Origin of the sequence: Segatella cerevisiae, from assembly GCF_024054555.1 — a bacterium.
GTDB classification, from domain to species: Bacteria; Bacteroidota; Bacteroidia; order Bacteroidales; family Bacteroidaceae; genus Prevotella; species Prevotella cerevisiae.
This window is the reverse complement of the sequence record NZ_JAMXLY010000003.1, coordinates 97,695-120,637: the sequence shown is the minus strand read 5'-3', so window position 1 is coordinate 120,637 and position 22,943 is coordinate 97,695. Positions and strand designations below refer to the sequence as shown.

Here is a 22,943-nt window from a genome sequence, read left to right as displayed (position 1 = left end):
GCTTCATCGGGGAAGCGTTTTGAAAATTCTATCAGTTTCATTTTGACGAGGTTTTGATAATTGATGCAAAGGTAATGAATATCGGGGAATACTCAAAATTATTAATCACCCAATTGAGGATAATCATATAAATTTATCTGTAGAATGTTATGCACAAAATGAGCATAACTTGGATAAAACGTCTTTTCAAACTTCTCGTGCATGGAAACCTAGTATTGATAGTCGAGCTGATATCGCCATGGTTTATGGTGTAAATGGTAATCCCTCCGAAAATCAGAAAGAGGATAGATCTTCTTTCCAATTTAGAGTGAATTCCTGGAAGAAGAAAGGGTATCATGTTCAGTTCATGACAGGAATTGCATGGGGGGAATATCAAAATTATTTCATGGGTAAATGGGATGGTAGATGTCATTTTGATGAAGGTCAAAAAACAGCTCAAGGTGATACTATTTGGCATGGAAAGAATGTGCCTTATATCGTGCCGACCCTTAATTATCTTAAATATTTTGAACAACAGAATATAAAGCCAGTTATAGATAGTGGAATTACTTCCATCTATCTTGAGGAACCAGAATTTTGGGCCCGATCCGGATATAGCGAAGCTTTTAAAAAAGAGTGGCAGAGCTATTATGGCTTTCCTTGGCGATCTCCAAATATATCCCCGGAAAATACTTACTTGTCCAATAAACTAAAATACTATCTATACTATAGAGCCTTAAAAACGGTTTGTGATTATGCAAAAGAATATGGTAAGGGTAGGGGCATTGATATTAAATGTTATGTTCCAACTCATTCTCTAATTAATTATTCTCAATGGCAGATTGTCAGTCCTGAGGCAAGCCTCGCTTCATTATCTTCTGTGGATGGGTATATTGCTCAGGTCTGGACGGGTACGTCACGGGAACCAAATTATTACAACGGGAGAAAAGCTGAACGCGTATTTGAAAATGCTCTTTTAGAATATGGCTGTATGCAGTCAATGACGTCCCCTACTCACCGTAAAATGTATTTCCTCACAGATCCGGTGGAAGATTGGGCAAGAGATTGGTCTGATTATAAAAACAATTATCAAGCGACCTACACGGCACAACTGTTCTATCCAGATGTTGATCATTATGAAATTATGCCTTGGCCAGAGAGAATCTATGAAGGTCTTTATACTTTAGGTCCTGCAAGTTCAGAAAAAGGTCATATCCCTCGTTTTTATTCTACTCAGGTTCAGATTATGCAGAATGCCCTGCAAGCAATGCCTTTGTCTAAAAATAAGATATCAGGAACTCAAGGCATTGGTGTATTGATGTGCAATAGTCTCATGTTCCAGCGCTCTCCAATCTATTCAGACAAATATGACCCGAGTTTGTCAAATTTCTATGGACTAGTTATGCCACTCGTAAAACGAGGTGTTCCTGTTCACATTATTCATCAGGAAAATCTAGGATATCGGGAATCTTTATCTGGGATTAAGATGCTTCTCATGACTTACTCTAACATGAAGCCAATGGAACCGAATAGTCATGTGCAATTATCTAATTGGGTTAAGAAAGGTGGAATTTTAGTTTATGTTTCAAAAGATGATGATCCTTTTCAGTCTGTAAAGGAATGGTGGAATAGTGGAAAAAATAAGTATGAAAAGCCTTCAGACGAATTGTTTGAGCGAATGGGAATAAAAGCATCTCCTTCAAGTGGAATTTACTCTTATGGTAGAGGTTTTGTATATGTCTTGAAAGATAATCCGAAGAAGTATGTTATGACTGTGGGTGGAGATAGAAAATTAATGAAGACTATTTCCGAAATCTATAGAACGAAAGTTAAAAAAGAAAAGTTAATTCTGAAAAATTCTTTTACCTTGAAGAGAGGACCTTATATAATATCTTCTGTAATGACAGAAAGTATAAGCAAAAATCCTTTGGTTCTTAGAGGACTATTCATAGATCTATTTAATCCCAATTTACCGATTCTTGAGAGGAAAGCAGTTGCCCCTGGAACGCAATCATTATTATATGATTTATCTACCATTAAGGTAAAAGGGCGTCCTCAAGTGTTAGCTTCTGCAAGTAGAATTTGCATGAAGCAAAATCACGATAATAAATATGTTTTTATAGCTAAGGCGCCTAGTAATACAACTAATAATATGAGAATTTTACTTCCACGAAGTCCAAAGTCGATCAAATTGAGAATAAATAATGATGAGGCAATTAAATTGAATTCATCTTCTTGGGATAAAAAGAGTAGAACCTTATTCCTATCTTTCGAAAATCAGCCATCAGGTGTTCAAGTTCTCATTGATTATTAAAGAATAAATATAAATAAAGTGAATTCGTCAAATTATGTTAATATAAATATATTGATAAGAAAGCTGGTAAATACCGGACCACAATGCTATATAATGAAATTCACTCGATCCACAAGTTAATTGTCATGTTTATCAGAATTCATTTGTCTAGCATAAGGGTACGCATCTATAATCAGGTTACCATATTTTTTGCGTTTTTAAGGTGTTTTTAATCTTATTTTTAACCAGCTGTTTATTACTTTCGCAACGATACATGAAACGCGTTTGCCATGAAGGCATTTATGAAAATCTAAAAATCTATTAATAATTTTAGTATGGAAATGAAAAAAATCGGAATTCAGTTGACCATTCTCTTTGCCATGGTAATGTGTATGGTGGGCATGTCTTCTTGTAATGATGAAGATGATGTTTCTTCTCATTATGGGATAGGAACTATAACTGGTATAATTACGGATGATTACAATGCTCCGCTCGCTGGGGTGGCTGTTCAGGTTGATAGTACCAATATTAAATCTACTACAGATAGTAAAGGACAATATACGCTGACGAATGTAGATATGGGTAAGCATATTCTCCATTTTACAAAGGAAAATTATCAGACTATGGGCGTCACTGTGACGCCAGCCAGTTATTCAAATAAACTTGCGCAGGTGGATGCCAGTATGGCTTATGCAGCTGGGAAGATTTCAGGGATTGTATTGGATGCGAAGCATGATAATGTTCCTTTGGCCGGTGTAACCGTCAGTATTGGGGGCAGTCAATCAGTAACGACTGGAGCAGATGGATCATTCTTGATAGGAAGCTTGCCACTAGATATTTATACCATCACCTTGACGAAATCGGAATATGCGACGATTACTCGTAATATTAGCATTGATCAGTTTATTGATGGAGTAGCCACTGTTAATGTTACGATGGGAGGAGAACAGATTCTACCTGGCAAGACGATGGATGATCTGATGAATGCAGACCATTGGTACTATAGTGAATACCGGGGAGGGAGAAACGGTGAAAGTTATCCTCACTGGGATTGGTCTACAGATTATATGGCTTCTCTGAATTTTTATGGTTCTTGGGAAGAACAAAATGAAGGAACAACAATCCAAATTAAAAATAGTGGAGATGAACAAAAAAATCCTGCCAATTTAAGTGTTTTGGATTCCTATGTATATGGGATAAAGCATATTACCAGTGATAATGATATACTGACTATCCAATGCAGAACACACTCTTCTACAGCAGACGATCCAACTGTATGGGGAGTTCAGGTAGTGGATTTGTCAGGCAATAATCCTGAAGCTGTCAAAGTTGGAGATAATAGAACTTTGAATCTTATGGATGGTAGTTATTCCAATGAGGTTTTCGATTTGAGTAAATACATTGGAAAGGATATTGTTATCGCCATTGGTACTTACCGTGCTAAGACAGGAGATTACTGGAAACAACTGGTCTTACGACGCTTGGCCTTTTCTAACCAGCCTGTTTCTGGCTGGGGATGGATACCAGGAACAGCAATCAATGAAGATTTGGCAGATTGGAATCTGACTCGTGAAATGGTTCGTTCTACTATGGCTCAAACTAAATGGTCATTTACTGGCATTTCTCCACAACAAGGCAGCCGGGACAATTATCAGGGTGCATATCAGGCTTGGCGTACTGTGGGTAATATCGCAGCGGAATGGTCTCTCGTCCCACTACATAAGGATACGGAACCTTTTGCAAGTGAAGGCTTTGTCATAAAAACTAGAGGCAGTGGAACTCCTGTGAGTACGATCACCCCAGAATCTTATTTCTTCGCGAAATTTGCAATCCAGTCCGGCCATGATCATTTTGTGTTGAAATGCCGTAATTTTAGTGGATCTCATGCAACTTTCTTTAAACTTACAGCCATAGATGAAAATATGAATGTTGTTTATCTCAGTCCTACTCAGGTTTCTGCGGATGATTGGTCAGCTGCCAAGAACGGGTGTATCCAATTTATTCATCAGCGTGGAAGTAGCAGTAAACCTTCGGACTATGCTACCTTCCAGTTTGATCTTTCTCAATTTGATGGAAAAAACATTGTATTGTCGCTAGGAGTATACAAAGGCGATGATAATGGTGATGAGAATAAACTTTGTATCTATAGTATTAACTTAAACTAATGGATAAAAATGTATAAATTAAAGTTTTCTATATTATTATTGTTGTGTTCTTTCTTTTTTGTCGATTGTTCTTCAGATACAGATCAAGGGCAAAAAAGACCTGAAGTGACCCCGTCAACACCGGAACAATGGGCAGTACGTGATCTGACAAGAGCTATTGCCCTTACGGATACGACGGTTTCACGTTATTTTACAGGCTCTGATATGACTTTGCACAGATATTATAATCCTTATACTAATTCTGTTTCTTCAGAGGTGGCAAGTGTATGGATGTATACCAGTGCCATAGAGGCTGTCAATTCCGTAATGGAAGCTTTGAAAGATATGAAAGAATCTGCTCCAAATCTTTACGATGCAAACTATACCAGATATAATGATCTGCTTACAGATTTATATAAAGGCTTAGAATTCTATTCGGGGACTTATACTTTAACGTCTTATACTCAGACTAAACAGTGGACTGTTTATAGTGTAGATCGTGGAAGTAGTGTAGGAACTGCTAATGTAGAGGGTGATAAGAATGTTTATGATGATCAGGAATGGCTTACGCGGGAATTGATGCGGTCTTATCAGATTACTGGTAAAAAAGAGTATCTTGATAAGGCTGAATATCTCGTTAGCTATATTCTTGACGGCTGGGACTGTACCTTGGATGATCAGGACCGAGAAATTGGTGGAATCACATGGGGACCATCCTATGTTACCAAACATTCTTGTAGTAATGCGCCTTTGGTATCTTCCTTGGTTTGGCTCTCGAAGATTTATTCGGGCAAGAAAGATTCGATTATTGACCGGAAAATAGATCAGGCTGGACATCGGTACACCCAGAAAGAGGAAAAAGATCAATTTTATCTGAATTTCGCTCAGAAAATCTATGATTGGCAAAAAGCACATCTAATGATGTCGAATGGTGTCTATTACGATTTGATTGGTGCGACACAAAATATGCCTCAATATGTAACAGTTGATGGGGTGAGATACCGTCAGGGTATTCCGCTGACAACTCCTTCAGGCATAGCTTATACGTATAACAGCGGGACAATGCTCTCAGGTGGAGCAGATTTGTACAGCTTAACGAAAGATGAGACATATTTGTCAGATATTAAATCCCTTACGCAGGCTACTTTCTCAGTGTTTGCACAGAAAGATGCCGCTCGGGAAGGCTATTATTCGTATCCTTTGGACGGATTCAGTACATGGTTCAATGATGTTTTGATGAGAGGGTATTTGGCTGGTTATGAATTTGATTCCAATGCCTCCTTACCTTTAAGTACTTTTCAGGATAATCTGGATTATGCGTATGCCAACTATCTTTATCGAGGGATGTTACCTACTAGTTTGCTTGTAGGGTGGAGTAAGACGACTTCGAATAACAATACGGAGGCAATGTTTGAATTTGCATTCGCTTCTGAGTATGCCATGCTCTCTCATTATGTAATAAAGAGAAATAAATAAAATCTAATAAATGAATAAATGATGGACAAATTGAAAATTTGCTGTTTAATGTTTTTTCTTGTATTAGTATGTACGGGGATCCAAGCCCAAACAACTATTACAGTAACAGGAACCATAACTGATACCTCTAATAATCCCATTATCGGTGCTACAGTTTCTATACAAAGTACTAAGAATATAGCTATTACAGATATTGATGGAAAGTATGTTCTGAAAGGCCCATCTAATGGTACTTTAATCGTAAATTATATTGGAATGCAATCTATTAAGGTTCCAATTGATGGGAGGTCAACAGTTAACGTTATTCTTAAAGAAGATGTCAACCAACTCCATGATGTCATAGTTGTGGGTTACGGCACTCAAAAGAGAGGATCTTTAACGGGAGCAGTTTCTGCTGTAAGCGGAGATGAAATGTTACATACGAAAAATGAAAATCCTCAGAATATGTTAACGGGAAGAATCCCAGGCGTCAGAGTTTGGCAGAAAAGTGCTGAACCTGGTTCTTACAATAATAATTTTGATATTCGAGGAATGGGATCTCCACTCGTAATCATAGACGGTATTCCTCGTGATGTCAGTGATTTTCAACGTATGAATCCAGAAGATATTCAGGATATATCTGTCCTGAAAGATGCATCAGCGTCTATTTATGGATTACGAGCTGCAAATGGAGTGGTTTTGGTGACAACAAAAAAAGGAACTGCTGGAAAGACAAAAGTCTCTTATGATGTTTCTTATACATTACAGGTCCCGAAAAGTATGCCGGAATTATTGGATGTTTTTAAGTCAATGACTTTGTTAAATGAGAAGTCTATGAATAATGTCAATGGCGGAACCCCTACATATTCAGAGCAATATTTCAAAGATTATGCAGATGGAACACGTCGTACTGCAGATTGGAATAAACTGGTATTTGCCGATACTGCCCCTGAAACTAATGGCAATGTATCCATATCTGGAGGTAGTGAAAAAACTCAATATTTCATAGGATTTGGGTACTCCTATCAGAAAGGTTTTTTCAAATCTGGTGACTTGAATTATAATAAGTATAATATTTCTTCGAATATAACTTCCGAATTATTTAAAGGGCTGACTTTGGATTTGAGGATTTCGGGAATGGTTGATCATCAAAATAATCCTTATAGTTCTTCTGTAGACATTATTCGAAATTATTGGCGTCAAGGCACATTGTATCCTGCTTATGCTGACCCTGAAGGAACGATGTTAAGTTATGAAGGTCTTGATTTAGAGGAAAACACAGTTGCAGAAATGTCATCAGATATTTCCGGATATCGTAAATATAAGAAATCTCAGATTCTCACTTCTGGATCTCTGAACTATGATTTTGGTACTTTGCTTTCCATTTTAAAAGGGCTATCTGCAAAAGCAATGATAAGCTATGATTATCATTTAGATAATAATAAAATTTATAGAAAAGAATATTACCAATATGCCTATGATTCTCAATCGCAAAGTTATATACAGAAATTGTATGCTCCTAATTCTCCAAGTCGTTTGACACGTGAAAATCAGGATAGTCAACAATTCCTTACTCAATTGACTCTAAACTATAACCGTGATTTTGGACCGCATAGTATTTCGGGCGTATTTGGTTTTGAGTCTCAGCGTAGAACTAATGATGGTTTTTATGCAATGAGGAATTTGGCCTTTAATTCCCCATATTTATTCAATGGAGATGATTATGGTCAAGTTGGTAACAGCTATCCTAGTAGTATAAGTGCAGCCGCTTATAATGCGTTTATAGGTCGTGTAAACTACGGTTATGCTAATCGATACTTGTTTGAGTCCCAATTCCGTTATGATGGAAGTTCTGAATTTGCTAAAGGGCACAGGTGGGGATTCTTCCCATCGGTATCAGGAGGCTGGACTATTTCAGAGGAGCCCTTCTTTAAAAAAATCAAGTTTTTGAAAGATGTTGATCAATTAAAATTACGAGTTAGTTATGGCATTATGGGAGATGATTCCGGAGCTGGTTATGATTGGGTAGCTGGATATAGTTATCCTTCTACAAGTGGTAATGCAGATAATGGTTACTATAACCAGTATGCTCCTGGCTATGTGATCGGTGACAAATTCGTTTATGCAGCGACTCCAAAAGCTATACCAAATGAAAATATATCTTGGTTCAAGGCCAAAACATTTGATGTCGGTATTGATTTTAGTGCATGGAACGGTTTGTTTGGATTCACGCTTGATTATTTTAACCGTGTAATGTCTGGATTATACCAATATCGCACCTCAGAATTTCCAACGGTAATAGGAGCAGACCCTCCAAGAGAAAATGTTAATAGTAACCGAAATTTTGGCTTGGAACTTCAACTGACGCATCATAATAAGATAGGTCCTTATTTTGTATATAATGTCAAGGCAATAGGTACTATTACCCGACAGAAATACTTAACAGCTATTCAAAATGGTCCCTATGCCAATTCTTATGATAAGTGGCGTAACGACAATTTAAATCAACGTTATCAGGGCTTTCAGTTTGGGTACACCAGTGCTGGTCGATTCAAAAATTGGGATGATATTTGGAATTATAATGTGTACCACGAAAAAGATGTGCTTCCTGGTGATTATAAATACGAGGATTGGAATGGTGATGGAGAAATTAACAGTCTTGATGAACATCCTTACGCTTTTGATCAGACGCCATGGTTGAACTATAGTTTGAGCTTTGATTTTACTTATAAGAATTTTGATGGTAGTCTGTTGTTTCAGGGGTCTGCTTTGGGGTCCATGTCTTATGAGGAACCTCTATATTCTATTTGGGGATATGGAACATTGAAGCAATATTGGAATCGGTGGCATCCAGTAGATGAAAATGCAGATCCGTATGATCCAAACACGGCATGGGCGAGTGGATACTATGCCTATACCGGACATTATCCATATTCCAATTCTTCTTTCAATCGTGTAAGCACAGCTTATTTACGTTTGAAGAGTATTGAAGTTGGCTATACTCTACCTCAATGGAAACAGATTCCGACGTTGAAGCTACGCATGTTTTTCAATGCATACAATTTGTTTACAATTACAGGGGTGAAATTTGTGGATCCGGAGCATCCTGACGATGATTTAGGTCGGTTATATCCATTGAGTAGAAATTATACTTTTGGACTTCAAATTTCATTTTAAAGTTATCATACAAAAATAAGATATATAAAAGTATGAAAAAAATAATACTATCTTTATTGATCCTAGCTTTTACAGCTTCTTGTGCAGATTTGGATGTTGCACCTAAAAATGTCGTTACGTCTGATCAATTGTTATCTGATGAATCAGGTATGGATATTTATTTATCACGGCTTTATAGCTATATGCCCTATGAAGATTTTAAATATTTACCGCAAAGGGGATTTGATTTTAATGGCTGGCTTGTTGGTTTCGGGATAAGTGGAACAGGTGAATGTCTTGACCGAGATGGGATTTGTGCTGCTTTTACGAATGAAAATACTCCTTATTGGTCGATGGCTTTCAGAGAACTGCGTGAGGCGAACTTCTTGATTGAAAATTTGCCGAAATATAAAGACCATTATTCCGAAGCTATGTATAACGATTATTTAGGTGAAGCCTATTATGTAAGAGCAACGGTTTTTTATGCCATGGCTAAGCGCTTTGGTGGGGTTCCCTTGGTGACAAAAGTTATTGACTATCCAGACAAAAGTGATAATCTAGAAGTGCCTCGTTCTTCTGAGGAGGATACGTGGAATCAAATCCTAGCTGATTATGATAAAGCGATTGAGTTGTTGGAACCTACCAGTCCTAAAGATGGCTATGCTAATAAATATATAGCTCTTGCTTTCAAGTCTGAAGCGATGCTGTATGCAGGTTGTGTCGCCAAATACAATCAAACAGTGTCGGGAAATCTGACAGGGTTAGGACAAAAAACAGGTATAAGAGTGATGGGTTTTGCCTCGGATAAATGGGAAGCAGATTCTAAAAAATATTTTACAGAAGCTTATAATGCTGCTAAAGAGATAATTAATTTTGGAAAATATTCTTTGTATGAAAAAAATTGGAAGGCAAATGATCCTGAGGCTCAATATGAGAATATGGTTAATATGTTCTTTGATGATAGTAGTCCTGAGAATATTGCGGTAAAGAAATACATTTATCCAACTTCAACACATGGATATGATGCTTATAATTCTCCGTTTATATTCAGGTCACCATTGTCTAGTGGCATGTGCCCAACACTGGATTTTCTTGAACTCTTTGAGGGATTTCCACGTTATGCTGATGGTTCTATTAGAGTAACGGATGGATCTACAAATACAACGGGAAATTATCTAATGTATGATTCTCCTATGGACTTTTTTAAAAATGCAGAGCCAAGGCTACGCGCTTATGTGATTTTCCCTGGTGATCAGTTTAAGGGAAAGCAAATAGAAATTCGGATGGGGACATATACGGGAGAAGTTCCTATTAAACCATTTTGGAGTGATTATTCTTATAATTCAGCAGAAAAAACTTATCAGCAATTACCTCAGTATGCCCAAAAGCCTAAGACGCTATATTTGAGTCCAAGTAATGGAAGTAGTCAGGAAATAGTCCCTCTGAGTGATGGTAAAACAATGACTGCAGCAGGTGAAAATGGTCCTTTCTATGCTAATGGAGAAAGTAGTTTGACGGGACTTTTGGCACGCAAGTATTTGAATCCTGACCTTTCAGCAGCAATTGGTGAAGGTAAATCATCACAACATTTTATATTGATGCGTTATGCCGAAGTACTTTTGAATATGGCAGAGTCTGCAGTGGAATTGTCTTTATCCGGAAGTCCTTCACCTGACGGAAAAGATTTGCTTCGACAAGCTACAGATGCTGTAAATCAAATTCGTCAGCGTGCTGGTGCAACCTTGCTTACTTCAACAATTTCTAATACAAATGCAGGACGGGATATTGTACGTAAAGAGCGACGCAAAGAGCTGGCCATGGAGCAAAAAACAGAATGGGATCTTCGGCGTTGGCGCGTGCAACATTATGAAGGACGTGATGAGTTCTGGGGTGATCAAAAGGATTCTAAGAGTTATAGTAATAATAGCAATTACCGTTTTCGTGGTCTTTATCCATTCTATTCTACCCAGGCTAAGAAATGGTTCTTTGACGCTCATTTCCAAGCTATTAGTCTAAAGACGTTTAACTATAATATTCTTGATTACTATTTTGCAATCCCAAGTAATGAAGTTTCTAAGAGTAAGTATATTGATCAGCAACCTAACCGATAGAATTCAAATTAATATAAAGATATGAATAAAAATATTATATATACTCTTTTTCTTTCTTCCCTATTATTCGTTTCATGTGATATGTTTGAAATGGATAATTATGATGAACCGAAAGAAACCATTAAAGGCGCTGTAGTCGATGACGAAACTGGTGATTCTGTTCTTACAGATCAAGGGTCTGAAGGTATTCGAGTGAGGATGCTCCAGCTAGACTATGGTGATAATGCACAGCATAATCCGGATTTTTACTGTATGCCTAATGGCACATTTCAGAATACAAAAGAATTCAAGGGACGTTATAATATAACTGTAGATGGCCCGTTTATTCCTATTATTCGTGAAAATGCTGATGGAATACCGATTGCTGATGGTTCGCAAAATGTAGAATTGAAGGGCGTAACAAATGTTATATTTAAGGTTAAACCGTTTTTAAAAGTGGAATTTGTAGGTTATCCTACGGTCTCTAATGGGGTGATAACAGCGAAAGTAAAGGTCGAACGCCGGGTGTCCCGTTCTGAATTTAAATCCTTGATAGAACCTATGGGGAACTATGATGATAGTTATCCTGATATTACAGATATTCAGCTTTTTGTAAGTTATTCGTCTACTGTGGGCTACCGTGCACGAGATGAGCGTTGGTCTAATCATATTGATTACAATGGTTCTTCATTTGATGACCTTGTTGGTACTCCTATAAAGATTACTTCTGCAAAGGGAGTGCCAATCCCGTCTGGGCGTCACGTCTTTATCCGAGCAGCTGCACGTATTAATTATGATACACCTAAGGGGAGTGGTACTCGCCGTTGGAACTATAGCGAGCCGGTAGAGGTTATTATTCCTTGATTTTTTATAAGTGATTGGAGTAATCTGGTGCTTCATCGCCTCTTAAATTGAAGGATTAGACGTACTACACGTCTAATCCTTCGTGTGTGCTTTAATGTTGATGGTATAAAATATTATGGTTGAATAAAACGCGATTTTAAAAAGTATATATATTATTTTTTAAAAAGTTGTAGCTTTTAATAGAAAAAACATAAAATTAGAATTAATTCTTAGGTTAGTGCGTTATTTATAAGGTATTAGTAAATTTAATCGTTAAATAACAATGAATAGGAAATTAAAAATTATTTCAGTTCTTGCAACCCTGTTGCTGTTCTTTCAATCTTTAACTTTACGGGCTGCAGCTTCTGATCCTGTAGATGCTGTTTCGACTTTGGTAGGTACACTTTCCAAACGCTCTCTTTCTACAGGTAATCTTTACCCGGCAATAGCTTTGCCTTGGGGCATGAATTTTTGGACACCACAAACTGGAAAAATGGGTGATGGTTGGACTTATGTCTATACTGCTGATAAAATACGCGGCTTTAAACAGACTCATCAACCGAGCCCGTGGATTAATGATTATGGGCAGTTCTCTATTTTTCCTGAGACAGGAAAACCGATTTTCGATGAGGATGCACGAGCTAGTTGGTTTTCTCATAAAGCTGAAACAGCAACTCCATATTATTATAAAGTCTATTTAGCAGACTATGATGTTACTACAGAAATCGCTCCTACGGAACGTGCTGCTATTTTTCGTTTCACGTTTCCTAAAAATGATTCATCATTTATAGTTGTAGACGCTTTTGATCATGGTTCATCTGTTAAAATTATCCCTTCTGAAAATAAGATAGTTGGTTATACGACAAAAAATAGTGGTGGTGTACCAGATAATTTTAAAAACTATTTTGTATTAAAATTTGATCATCCGTTTACATATAAGTCAATTGTAAAAGATGGGCAATTAGATACTGGAATTTCAGAAGTGAAAAGTGATCATGCTGGGGCAATTATTGGATTTAAAACTGAAAAAGGCGAAAAGATCAATGTACGTGTAGCTTCTTCTTTTATTAGTGAGGCTCAAGCTGAAATCAATCTTAAAGAATTGGGAAATAACGATCTTGAGGAAGTGGCAGCCCAAGGCAGGAAGCGCTGGAATAATGTTTTAGGAGCTATTGAGGTGAAGGATAGTAATAAGGAGCACTTGAAGACGTTTTATTCTTGTCTATATCGTTGCTTGCTTTTCCCTCGTTCTTTTTATGAATATGACATACATGGAAATATAGTCCATTATAGTCCTTTCAATGGAAAAGTTTTACCTGGATATATGTTTACTGATACTGGTTTTTGGGATACCTTCAGAGCTCTATTTCCGTTACTTAATCTTGTTTATCCTCAAATGAGTCAAAAGATTCAGATGGGGTTAGTCAATGATTATAAAGAGAGTGGTTATCTTCCAGAATGGGCTAGCCCCGGTCATCGTGATTGTATGGTGGGCAATAATTCTGCTTCTGTTGTAGCAGATGCTTATTTGTCAGGAATAAGAGGGTATGATATCGAAACGCTTTGGAAAGCTTTAAAATATGATGCAAATACTGTAAACCCAAAGGTGTCTTCATGTGGACGACTTGGTTATCAATACTATAATAAATTGGGATACGTCCCGTATGATGTGAAAATCAATGAGAGTGCCGCACGTACATTGGAATATGCTTATGATGATTGGTGCATTTATACATTGGGGAAAGCGTTGGGAAAATCTAGAAAGGAATTGGAACCTTATCGTGAGCGTGCATTGAATTATCGAAATCTTTTTGATCCTGAAACGAAACTGATGCGTGGCCGACTCCAGAATGGTCAATTTGAAAAACCATTCAATCCTTTTAAATGGGGAGATGCCTTTACAGAGGGGAATAGTTGGCATTATACATGGTGTGTGTTTCATAACCCTAAGGACTTAATTGATATGATGGGAGGAAAGGACAAGTTTAATCTGATGCTGGATTCAGTATTTATCTTGCCCCCGATTTTTGATGATAGTTATTATGGGCAGGTCATACATGAGATTCGTGAAATGCAGATTATGAATTTTGGCAATTATGCTCATGGCAATCAACCAATACAACATATGATTTATCTCTATGGTTATTCTGGAGAGCCTTGGAAAACTCAATATTGGGTTCGGGAGGTAATGGATCGTTTGTATAATGCTAATCCGGATGGTTACTGTGGAGATGAAGATAACGGTCAAACTTCTGCCTGGTATGTGTTTTCTGCTCTTGGCTTTTATCCGGTTTGTCCCGGATCCGGGCAATATGTCTTGGGAACTCCTTATTTCAAAGAAGTGAAAATACATTTGCAAAATGGGAAAGTTGTAGATATACTTGCTCCGGACAATTGTGCTGAGAATAGGTATGTGAAATCTATGAATGTGAATGGTATAAATTATACGAAAAATTATGTTACCCATTCTATGCTTTCTAATGGTGCCAATCTTATCTTTGATATGGGTAGAGGACCTTGTAAACAAAGAGGTATCTTAGATTCTGATGTTCCCTATTCATTCTCGAATTTTAAAAATAAATAATTTAAATTACTCAAGTTGTTTCAATCCATTTAGATTGAACAAACTGGGATTTTAGTTATGGCAGAGAGCATATATTAGTGGAAAAATATGCTCTCTGCTTTTTTTGTGAAACTTATTCTTTATTTTTAAATTATTGAATTAACTTAATAGCACTTTTGATAAGTTTCCTATTGTGGAACTGATAATTTGAAAGTGCTTTTCTTTGGAAAAATCAGTGTAAACTGACTAAAACTAAGGTTTAGTAATTGTAGTATACCTATATTTTGACAGAGAAGATTATATTTTTAGCTTTCTAACATTTGTTTACACAATTTGTTATAGACCTTTAATTTACTGGGTAAATCTTTGTATATTCAAGAAATTTCACTAATATTGCAGTCAAGAGAGTTATATTTTAGAGGGTCGAAAATTACTAGCTAGTTAAGAACCAAGGGTATTCATAATTTTGGATATTTGAATCTTAACTTTTGTAGTCCTCTAATAGGTTTTATTAATTACAAACAGTTTTAATGTAAAGTTTAAAAACTATTTCTAACAAAAGTCCAATAAAAATGACAAACAAAACAAAGAATTCCAATTCTTTTTTTCTTAGAATTGGTGTGACAGTTTTATTGATGTTTCTTGTCGCTATTGTTCATGCACAGGATATTACTGTCAAGGGAGTTGTAACAGATCAACGTGGAGAGGCTATTATTGGGGCAACCGTAAAAGTTAAGGGTAACACAAGTGGAGCAATTACAGACATTAATGGGAATTATTCTATTTCATGTCCGACCAATGCAACACTGGAGTTTTCTTATGTTGGCAATAAACCGCAAAGTATAGCTGTAGGAGGAAGAAATAGCATTAATGTCAAATTGCAGGATGAAGCTACAGCTATTGATGAAGTTGTTGTGACAGCTTTGGGTATTAAACGTCAGGAGCGATCTCTAGGTTATGCAACGGCTAAAGTTGATGGCAATGCTCTTACTATGGCGCGTGATCCAAATCTTGGGAATGCGCTTTCCGGTAAGGTTGCCGGTGTCAGTGTGGCTGGAAATGCCACTGGAGATATGGGATCTTCCCGAGTTGTTATTCGTGGTAATTCTTCCATCTCCGGCAATAATCAGCCTCTGTATGTTGTTGACGGCGTACCTTTCGACAATTCTAATCAAGGTTCTGCTGGAGAATATGGAGGTATAGATATGGGCGATGGCTTGAATTCTATTAATCCTGACGATATTGAGAGTATTCAGGTTCTGAAAGGTGCAGCAGCATCTGCCCTTTATGGTTTTCGTGGTGGTAATGGTGCAATCTTAATTACTACAAAAAGCGGGCAAAAAGGTCAACCTGTAAGCGTGGAATTGAATGAAAACCTTACTTTTAATTCTATTTATGATTACCGAGATTGGCAGAAAGAGTTTGGAATGGGTTTACAGGGCCAGAAGCCTACGTCTGTCAATGCTGCCAAGGCTGGTGAAAGTACCAGTTGGGGTGCATATATGGATGGGAGTGATGCCGTCAATTTCTTAGGTAATACTTATAAGTATTCTTATATTGACAATTGGAAGAATTTCTATAATACAGGATTCACGACTAATACTTCAGTGGCTCTTTCCGGCTCTAATAAAGACATCAATTATCGACTCGGTATTTCATACAACAAAGATAAAGGCATCCTTCCTAATGCGGGTACTCATCAGATTGGTTTTAATACGAATACCACCTATCGAATCTCCAAAAGTCTGTCAGCTATTCTGACGGCGAACTATACGGAAGATAAATCTAATGGTCGTTCTAGTCTTTCGGATGGTAATGGGAATACGAATGCTTCATTACTTTACAGAGGTAATTCTTTTGACGTCCGTTGGATGAAGGGTACCGCAGCAGGTTGGGGTACAAATACTGATGGGAGTGAAATGATTTCTGGTAACAATGTCTATTTCAATAACCCTTATTGGTTACAGTATCGTAAAACCAATAATATGAGCCGTAATCGTCTTACCGGGTCTTTTACATTGAAATGGGATATTACGCCTTGGTTGTATTTGCAGGGAGCTGTTCAACGTGATGGGTATAATATAGAGTTTAGAGATGTCCAGCCTAAGGGAGCTGCTTCTAAACCTGCAGGGGGGCTGACAGAATATGAAAAGAATTTCCATGAAACTGACTATAACTTCCTCTTAAATTTTAATAAAGAGTTTGGAGATTGGAGCGTTGGAGCTTCTTTCGGTGGAAATAAAATGTATAACGAAACGAAATATTTCTATACCTCAAACGGGGGGAGTCCGTTTACAATAGATGGTCTTTGGTCTGTAAACAATATTCCTCCTTCAGGACAGAATCCGTTCAAGTCTTATACCCGCTATCGGATCAATTCTCTATATGGAACTTTCGATCTGGGTTGGAAAAATCAGGTATTCTTGAATTTTACAGGACGCAATGACTGGTTTTCTACTTTGTCTCCTGACAATGACAGCTATTTCTATCCTTCGGCTACTTTATCTTGGGTATTTACAGATAGCTTCAGGAAAGCTTTACCGAAGTGGTTCGACTTTGGAAAATTGCGTTTAGGTTATGCTTTTGCATCTAATGGAACAGAGGCTTACCAAACATTGATGTACTATAAACTGAATGCCTATACGGTTAATGGAGTTCAAACGGCTACTCAGAATAATAATAATGCTTTTCCAAATGCAGATCTAAAACCAGTTCACATTTCTGAATTTGAAGTGGGTATGAACCTCTCGTTCTTTCAGAATCGATTGAATTTTGATATGGATTATTATAATAAGAAGACTACGGATGATATTCTTCCGGTATCAACTTCATCTGCCTCCGGCTTTGGTTCAGCTTATATGAACGTAGGTAAAGTGAGAAACAGTGGTTTTGAATTTATGGTGGATGCTTATCCAATCCGTAATCAGAACTTCTCTTGGAATACGACCTTGAATTTGGCAAATAATAGTAGTAAGGTCTTGACTGTTGGAACTGGTACTGACCGTATAACAGTAGACGGAGGGAAGTCAGGCATTGGCAATGTAACAATCTACCAAGTAGTAGGGTTGCCTTACGCAGAGATTATCGGTTATACCTATAAGAGAAATGCAGATGGTCAATTGATGTTGAAAAACGGTCTTCCTCAAACAGGTGAACAGAAGGTCCTTGGAAATGCAGTTTATAAGTGGACTGGTGGTTGGCACAATAGTTTTACTTATAAAGGTTTTAACCTTAGCATGTTGCTTGATTTTAAATTTGGCGCAAAGATCTTTTCTGGTACTAACTACCAGTTGTATGCTTATGGCTTACAGAAGAAGACGCTTACTGGTAGAACGAAGGATAATCCTGCTGGATCGATTACGGCTAATGGAATTGATGAATCTACTGGTAAGCCTAATAAGGTAACGGTCACTTCTCAAGATTACTTCCGTGCAATTTGTGATGCGAACATTGCAGAAGAATTCGTTTACAGTGCTGATTTTATCAAATTGCGTGAACTTTCCTTCGGGTATACTTTCCCTGAGAAGATGCTGTCTCATTTGGGATTTGTCAAAGGGCTTTCATTCTCTCTTGTAGGTCGTAACCTTTGGACCATCCTTAAGCATACTCCTAATATTGATCCCGAATCCGCTATCAATAATAGTAATGCACAGGGATTAGAGTTTAACGGTTATCCGACGACACGGAGCATAGGTTTTAATCTTAATGTCAAGTTCTGAAATTTAAAATAATGCATAAAATGAAAATCTTTAAATATTTTGTTTTGGCGTCTGTTCTTTTATTAAGTCTTGTAGGCTGTGATAATTTTGGAGATACCAATTTGAATCCTGAAAGTATAAATGGAGATAATGTCCCTTACTCAATGGTGTTTTCTAATGCAGAACACCAGGCATTAGGATCTGATTGGGATATGTGGCGTAACGGTTGTATTTATTGTGCTCAATTTACTCAGCAGTTGGTTTCTCTTGATATGTGGCCTTCTTATGCTCGTTACGAATGGAGCGACGGTTATTCCAGTTCTTATTGGGATACCTATGATAGTGATCGGGGTGCCATGCGTGATGTGACAACCTGTTGTGATCAATGGGCGGGGGATAAGAATATGAAAATAGATTACAATATAGCCCGTATCATGCGCGTCTATGCTTTCAGCAAGATGACAGACCTCTATGGTGATATTCCATATAGTCAGGCTGGCCGTCCTGCTAAATATTCGTATCCTGTATATGATACTCAGGAGAGTATCTATAAGAATATGCTGGCAGTACTGGATTCCGCTCAGTCTAATTTGACAAGTGGAACAGCAAAGATGGGTAATCAAGACCTTTATTATAATGGAAATGCTGCAGCGTGGAAGAAATTTGCCAATTCTTTGATGTTACGTCTGGCTATGCGGCTGGTCAAAGTCGATCCTTCGGATGCCAAGACTTATGCCGCTAAGGCTTTGGCAAACGGTTTGATGACCTCTAATGGTGATAATTGTGAATTAGCACATAGTGGGGGATCTGTAACAAATGACTCTTCAGAGCCATTTGCAAAGATTCATGCAGAGTCGGACAGGGAGTTCTATCTTTCAGATGTCTTAGTCAATATGTTGAAAAAGACAAAAGATCCTCGTCTTTCTTTGATTGGAACAATTGCTCCTACTAAAGACGGCAGACAATATACTGAGATTTTGAGTACTGCGACAGGTATGTGGACTTCTCAGGATTATGGTGATATGACTTTTGCTTCACAGAAGGGAATGCCTACAGGAGGCTATGAAGATGTAGAGAATAGTCAGTATTTTGTGGGAAAGGTTGATAAGGCTTTCAATGATTCGAATTATTTGGCTAATTACGGTAAATACTATTCTTCACCTAATCGTTGTACATATGCTGATCCTACAGGTGTTACGTTTATTGTAACTTATGCCCAGACTGAGTTCTTGTTGGCTGAGGCTGCTACAAGGGGATATATTTCAGGAGATGCTGCAACTTATTACAATAATGGGGTAAAGGCTGCTTTTGAACAATATAGCCAGTTCCCGAATGCAGGAGCGGCCATCTCTGTAGCCTATCCAAGTGGGGCTGCTACAGCTGCTGCTGATTATCTGAAAGCCAATCCATTTGACCCGAGTAAGGCTTTAGAACAGATTAATACTCAGTATTATATCAATAGCTTCGGTGATCCTTATGAGGTGTTTGCAAATTGGCGCCGTTCAGGTTATCCTGTTCTTACTCCTGCACCAATGGCAAAGTTGGATGGAGAGTCTGCAACTGCTAATGACGGTTATAGTATTCCGCGCCGTTTCCGTTATCCGTCAGATGAATCACAGGTTAATGCAACTAATTACAAGGCTGCATCTGCACGTATGGCACATGGTGATACTTTCTATTCTCGTGTGTGGTGGGATGCTAAATAAATTATAGCTGCTTATATGAATATAAGACCTCGGTTCCTTGTCGGGGTCTTATATTCTTTTTATCGTACATGAGTATTGTCATTTTTATATTGGATTCTCTTATTACTTTTCAAGGTGCCTATCAAAAGATATAAAAAAGGTTCTATCGAAAGGAAGAATCATATATCCTGTCAATCCAAGATTTAATCCCATTTCTCTAATCAAAAACATTTACAATGCCAATTGACAAATTATTGCTAAGAGGTCACGCCCAATATTCAATACTGACTTTCAAATACGAGAGAAATGTGATGGTTTATAACTTTATGTCGAAGAATTCTGCATAGAGTACATTAGTAGATCTTTATTGCATTTGATGATCAAGGTAACTTTCTTCGAAAGAGGGCGGCATTTTAAGGATGAAATCGTCTAGTCTTAACAGTAATGCCCTGAAAGTTTTCTCCCTCAATTAGAATCGGTAAGAAGATGTCTTGGCGTATCTGGAAAAGGTAAGTTGGTAGTTTCTCGAAACTTGACCGTCTTGTTCGAGAAAGAGAGCCGTCTTATTCTCGAAACTATGAGGCTATGTTTCTCGAATCATATAAGAGTGTTTACTCTATAGTAAGTCTGGTGATAGTCTCTTGAAGAGAAGTATTAGTCTTGACTTAATTTATTTTTAGATTGCCGTAAAAATGCAACTATTTAATTCTTGTCAATTTAATTGATGCTTGGATACTATAGCTACTATGATGTTTTTCATGATTCCTGCCGAGTTATGATTATTTTGATTTCAATTATAAAAAGATGTAGACCTTACGGTTCTAATTTGTATGGTTTAACAAGCGTTAACGCCCTCATTTGCAAATAAGCACTTAATAATGTGTAACTTTGTGATTCATGAAACTTCTAACCAGCAGAAATGTCCACCTCTTCTTGGATGTGATGAACAGACCACTCCGTCTGTCTATTATATAGATAATGTACTTATAAAATAAATTAAATTGAAATGAAGAGAAAGCTGTATACTGTTTTCTTGACTCTATCTTTTGCAATTAACCTTTTTGCAAGCCATAAAGTCCTTCCACCGGCTCCCTGCTATCCTGTTCCGACTGAAGATCAGGTCCGCTGGCAGAAAATGGAGAGTTATGCCTTTATCCATTTTGGACTGAATACATTCAATGATCGTGAATGGGGATATGGAGATTCTCCATTGTCGACCTTTAATCCTACAAAATTGGATTGCGAGCAGTGGGTGAAGACTTTCGTCAAGGCAGGTTTAAAGGGGGTTATCCTGACTTGTAAGCATCATGATGGATTCTGCTTGTGGCCGACAAAATATACAGATTATTGCATACGGAATACACCTTATAAAAACGGTAAAGGGGATCTCGTGAAGGAATTGTCAGCCGCGTGTAAAAAATATGGTATAAAGTTCGGTGTCTATCTGTCCCCATGGGATCGCCATCAGGCTTTTTATGGGACACCTTTCTATGTCGAGTATTTTTATAATCAACTCCATGAGTTGCTGTCCAACTATGGAGATCTTTTTGAAGTTTGGTTTGATGGTGCCAATGGCGGTGATGGTTGGTATGGCGGTACGAAAGAGGTCAGGACGATAGATCGTCGTACTTATTACGACTTTCCACGGGCTTACAAAATGATGGCCGAGTTGCAGCCTCATGCTATCGCTTTTTCTGATGGCGGTCCCGGATGCCGATGGGTCGGCAACGAGAAAGGTTTTGCTGGTGCCACTAATTGGTCTTTCTTGCGTAAGGGCGTGGTTTATCCCGGTTACGACAAATCTGAAGAATTACAATACGGGCATGCTGATGGTAATGAATGGGTGGCGGCAGAATGTGATGTGTCTATGCGTCCCGGATGGTTCTACCATGCCAAGGAAAATGCTCAAGTGAAATCAGTGGACCAGTTGACTGATCTTTATTATCGTAGTGTCGGCCACAACGGGACCTTGCTTCTTAACTTTCCAGTTGATAAAGACGGATTGATCTATCCGTTGGATTCTGCCAATGCCGTCAATCTGCATCGCAGGATAGAACGTGAGTTGAAAACTAATCTTTTGCTTCATGCAAAGATAAAAGCTTCCAATGTACGAGGAAGAGAATATTCTGTTAAGAATCTGACGGACAACCGTTATGATACTTATTGGGCGACAGATGATGGGGTCCTGAAAGCAGATCTGAATATTTCTTTCAATCATCCAGTAAAGATAAATAGGTTAAAATTACAGGAATATATTCCTTTGGGCCAGAGGGTTAAGTCTTTTATCGTAGAAATTAAAAACGGGAATAATTGGCTGCCTATAAATGTCAATGAAGAAACGACGACTATCGGGTATAAGCGTTTGTTGAGATTCAAGACGGTCATTGCCAAAGAACTGAGAATAAGGCTTTTGGATTCACGCGCTTGCCTTTGTATTAATGAATTGGGTGCTTATTACGCGCCTCAGGCAAAGGATAATTCCACGGCTGATAAAATTGGGTTGAAGGGCCTCCCTTATCAATTACTCGATGCGTCCGGGGAGAATGAATTGATCCTCGATCTTGGTAAGGTCATGAGCATAAGCTCTTTGCATTATCAACCGGCGAAAGCAGGTATTCTATCCAACTACGAAATTCTTGCCGGAAATGGTCTGGATAATTTGAAACTTATTGCAAGTGGAGAATTCTCAAATATCCGGAATAATCCGATTATGCAGGATGTCTATTTTACACCAACAACCGCCCGTTATGTCGTATTGAAAGCCGTCAGAATGATTGATGACAGTAAAAAAATAAATTTCGATAAGCTGATAATACAATAAGGTGTCTGCAAAACGTGTTGAAAGGGTGAAAGCCATATCTGAAATTGGGATTATTTGTCAGTGGCGTGAAATGCTGATTCTTTCCATCCCCGTTAAAGAATATCGGGCAATAAAGTTCTTTCATTTAAAACTATGTATCTTGGCTTGCTGCTTGTTCTGGAAGTCGGTTTAACGAGCGGGCTATAAGAAAATAGAAATGCTGTAGACAAACCTCCA

General features: G+C 37.8%; 10 protein-coding genes. All 10 read left to right on the top strand.

All coding sequences use genetic code 11. The features are described from left to right. The first annotated feature begins 169 nt into the window (after positions 1 to 169). The 10 genes from NG821_RS01695 (at position 170) to NG821_RS01650 (ending at position 22,727) form a co-directional block, all read left to right on the top strand. Complete coding sequence (locus NG821_RS01695) at positions 170 to 2,293, top strand: hypothetical protein (protein WP_252759931.1); 2,124 nt, start codon at positions 170 to 172, stop codon at positions 2,291 to 2,293. 314 nt (positions 2,294 to 2,607) lie between these two features. After that, positions 2,608 to 4,437 carry a carboxypeptidase regulatory-like domain-containing protein gene (locus tag NG821_RS01690; RefSeq protein WP_252759930.1) on the top strand — a complete coding sequence of 610 codons (1,830 nt, stop codon included), beginning with the start codon at positions 2,608 to 2,610 and terminating at the stop codon, positions 4,435 to 4,437. Positions 4,438 to 4,446: 9 nt separating this feature from the next. After that, positions 4,447 to 5,892: a glycoside hydrolase family 76 protein gene (locus NG821_RS01685; protein WP_252759929.1), complete on the top strand. Its 1,446-nt coding sequence runs from the start codon at positions 4,447 to 4,449 to the stop codon at positions 5,890 to 5,892. A gap of 18 nt (positions 5,893 to 5,910) precedes the next feature. Then, complete coding sequence (locus NG821_RS01680) at positions 5,911 to 9,048, top strand: SusC/RagA family TonB-linked outer membrane protein (RefSeq protein WP_252759928.1); 3,138 nt, start codon at positions 5,911 to 5,913, stop codon at positions 9,046 to 9,048. A 32-nt stretch (positions 9,049 to 9,080) separates the two neighbouring features. Beyond that, positions 9,081 to 11,138: a RagB/SusD family nutrient uptake outer membrane protein gene (locus tag NG821_RS01675; RefSeq protein ID WP_252759927.1), complete on the top strand. Its 2,058-nt coding sequence runs from the start codon at positions 9,081 to 9,083 to the stop codon at positions 11,136 to 11,138. A gap of 21 nt (positions 11,139 to 11,159) precedes the next feature. Then, positions 11,160 to 11,981: a DUF3823 domain-containing protein gene (locus NG821_RS01670; protein WP_252759926.1), complete on the top strand. Its 822-nt coding sequence runs from the start codon at positions 11,160 to 11,162 to the stop codon at positions 11,979 to 11,981. Positions 11,982 to 12,243: 262 nt separating this feature from the next. Further along, positions 12,244 to 14,544 (top strand): GH92 family glycosyl hydrolase, encoded by a 2,301-nt coding sequence (locus NG821_RS01665; protein ID WP_252759925.1) that lies wholly within the window; start codon positions 12,244 to 12,246, stop codon positions 14,542 to 14,544. Positions 14,545 to 15,095: 551 nt separating this feature from the next. Next, entirely contained in the window at positions 15,096 to 18,242 is a 3,147-nt protein-coding gene (locus NG821_RS01660; RefSeq protein WP_252759924.1) for a SusC/RagA family TonB-linked outer membrane protein, read from the top strand. Positions 18,243 to 18,262: 20 nt separating this feature from the next. Further along, entirely contained in the window at positions 18,263 to 19,927 is a 1,665-nt protein-coding gene (locus tag NG821_RS01655; RefSeq protein ID WP_252759923.1) for a SusD/RagB family nutrient-binding outer membrane lipoprotein, read from the top strand. Between the two features lie 985 nt (positions 19,928 to 20,912). Continuing rightward, on the top strand, positions 20,913 to 22,727 hold the full coding sequence (locus tag NG821_RS01650; protein WP_252759922.1) for an alpha-L-fucosidase: 1,815 nt from the start codon (positions 20,913 to 20,915) through the stop codon (positions 22,725 to 22,727). The last annotated feature ends 216 nt before the right edge of the window (positions 22,728 to 22,943 follow it).

Bases quoted from the DNA above. Each gene is read 5' to 3' on its own strand.
- NG821_RS01690 (WP_252759930.1), top strand. From the start codon at position 2,608: ATGGAAATGAAAAAAATCGGAATTCAGTTGACCATTCTCTTTGCCATG.
- NG821_RS01685 (WP_252759929.1), top strand. From the start codon at position 4,447: ATGTATAAATTAAAGTTTTCTATATTATTATTGTTGTGTTCTTTCTTT.
- NG821_RS01680 (WP_252759928.1), top strand. From the start codon at position 5,911: ATGATGGACAAATTGAAAATTTGCTGTTTAATGTTTTTTCTTGTATTA.
- NG821_RS01675 (WP_252759927.1), top strand. From the start codon at position 9,081: ATGAAAAAAATAATACTATCTTTATTGATCCTAGCTTTTACAGCTTCT.
- NG821_RS01670 (WP_252759926.1), top strand. From the start codon at position 11,160: ATGAATAAAAATATTATATATACTCTTTTTCTTTCTTCCCTATTATTC.
- NG821_RS01665 (WP_252759925.1), top strand. From the start codon at position 12,244: ATGAATAGGAAATTAAAAATTATTTCAGTTCTTGCAACCCTGTTGCTG.
- NG821_RS01660 (WP_252759924.1), top strand. From the start codon at position 15,096: ATGACAAACAAAACAAAGAATTCCAATTCTTTTTTTCTTAGAATTGGT.
- NG821_RS01655 (WP_252759923.1), top strand. From the start codon at position 18,263: ATGAAAATCTTTAAATATTTTGTTTTGGCGTCTGTTCTTTTATTAAGT.
- NG821_RS01650 (WP_252759922.1), top strand. From the start codon at position 20,913: ATGAAGAGAAAGCTGTATACTGTTTTCTTGACTCTATCTTTTGCAATT.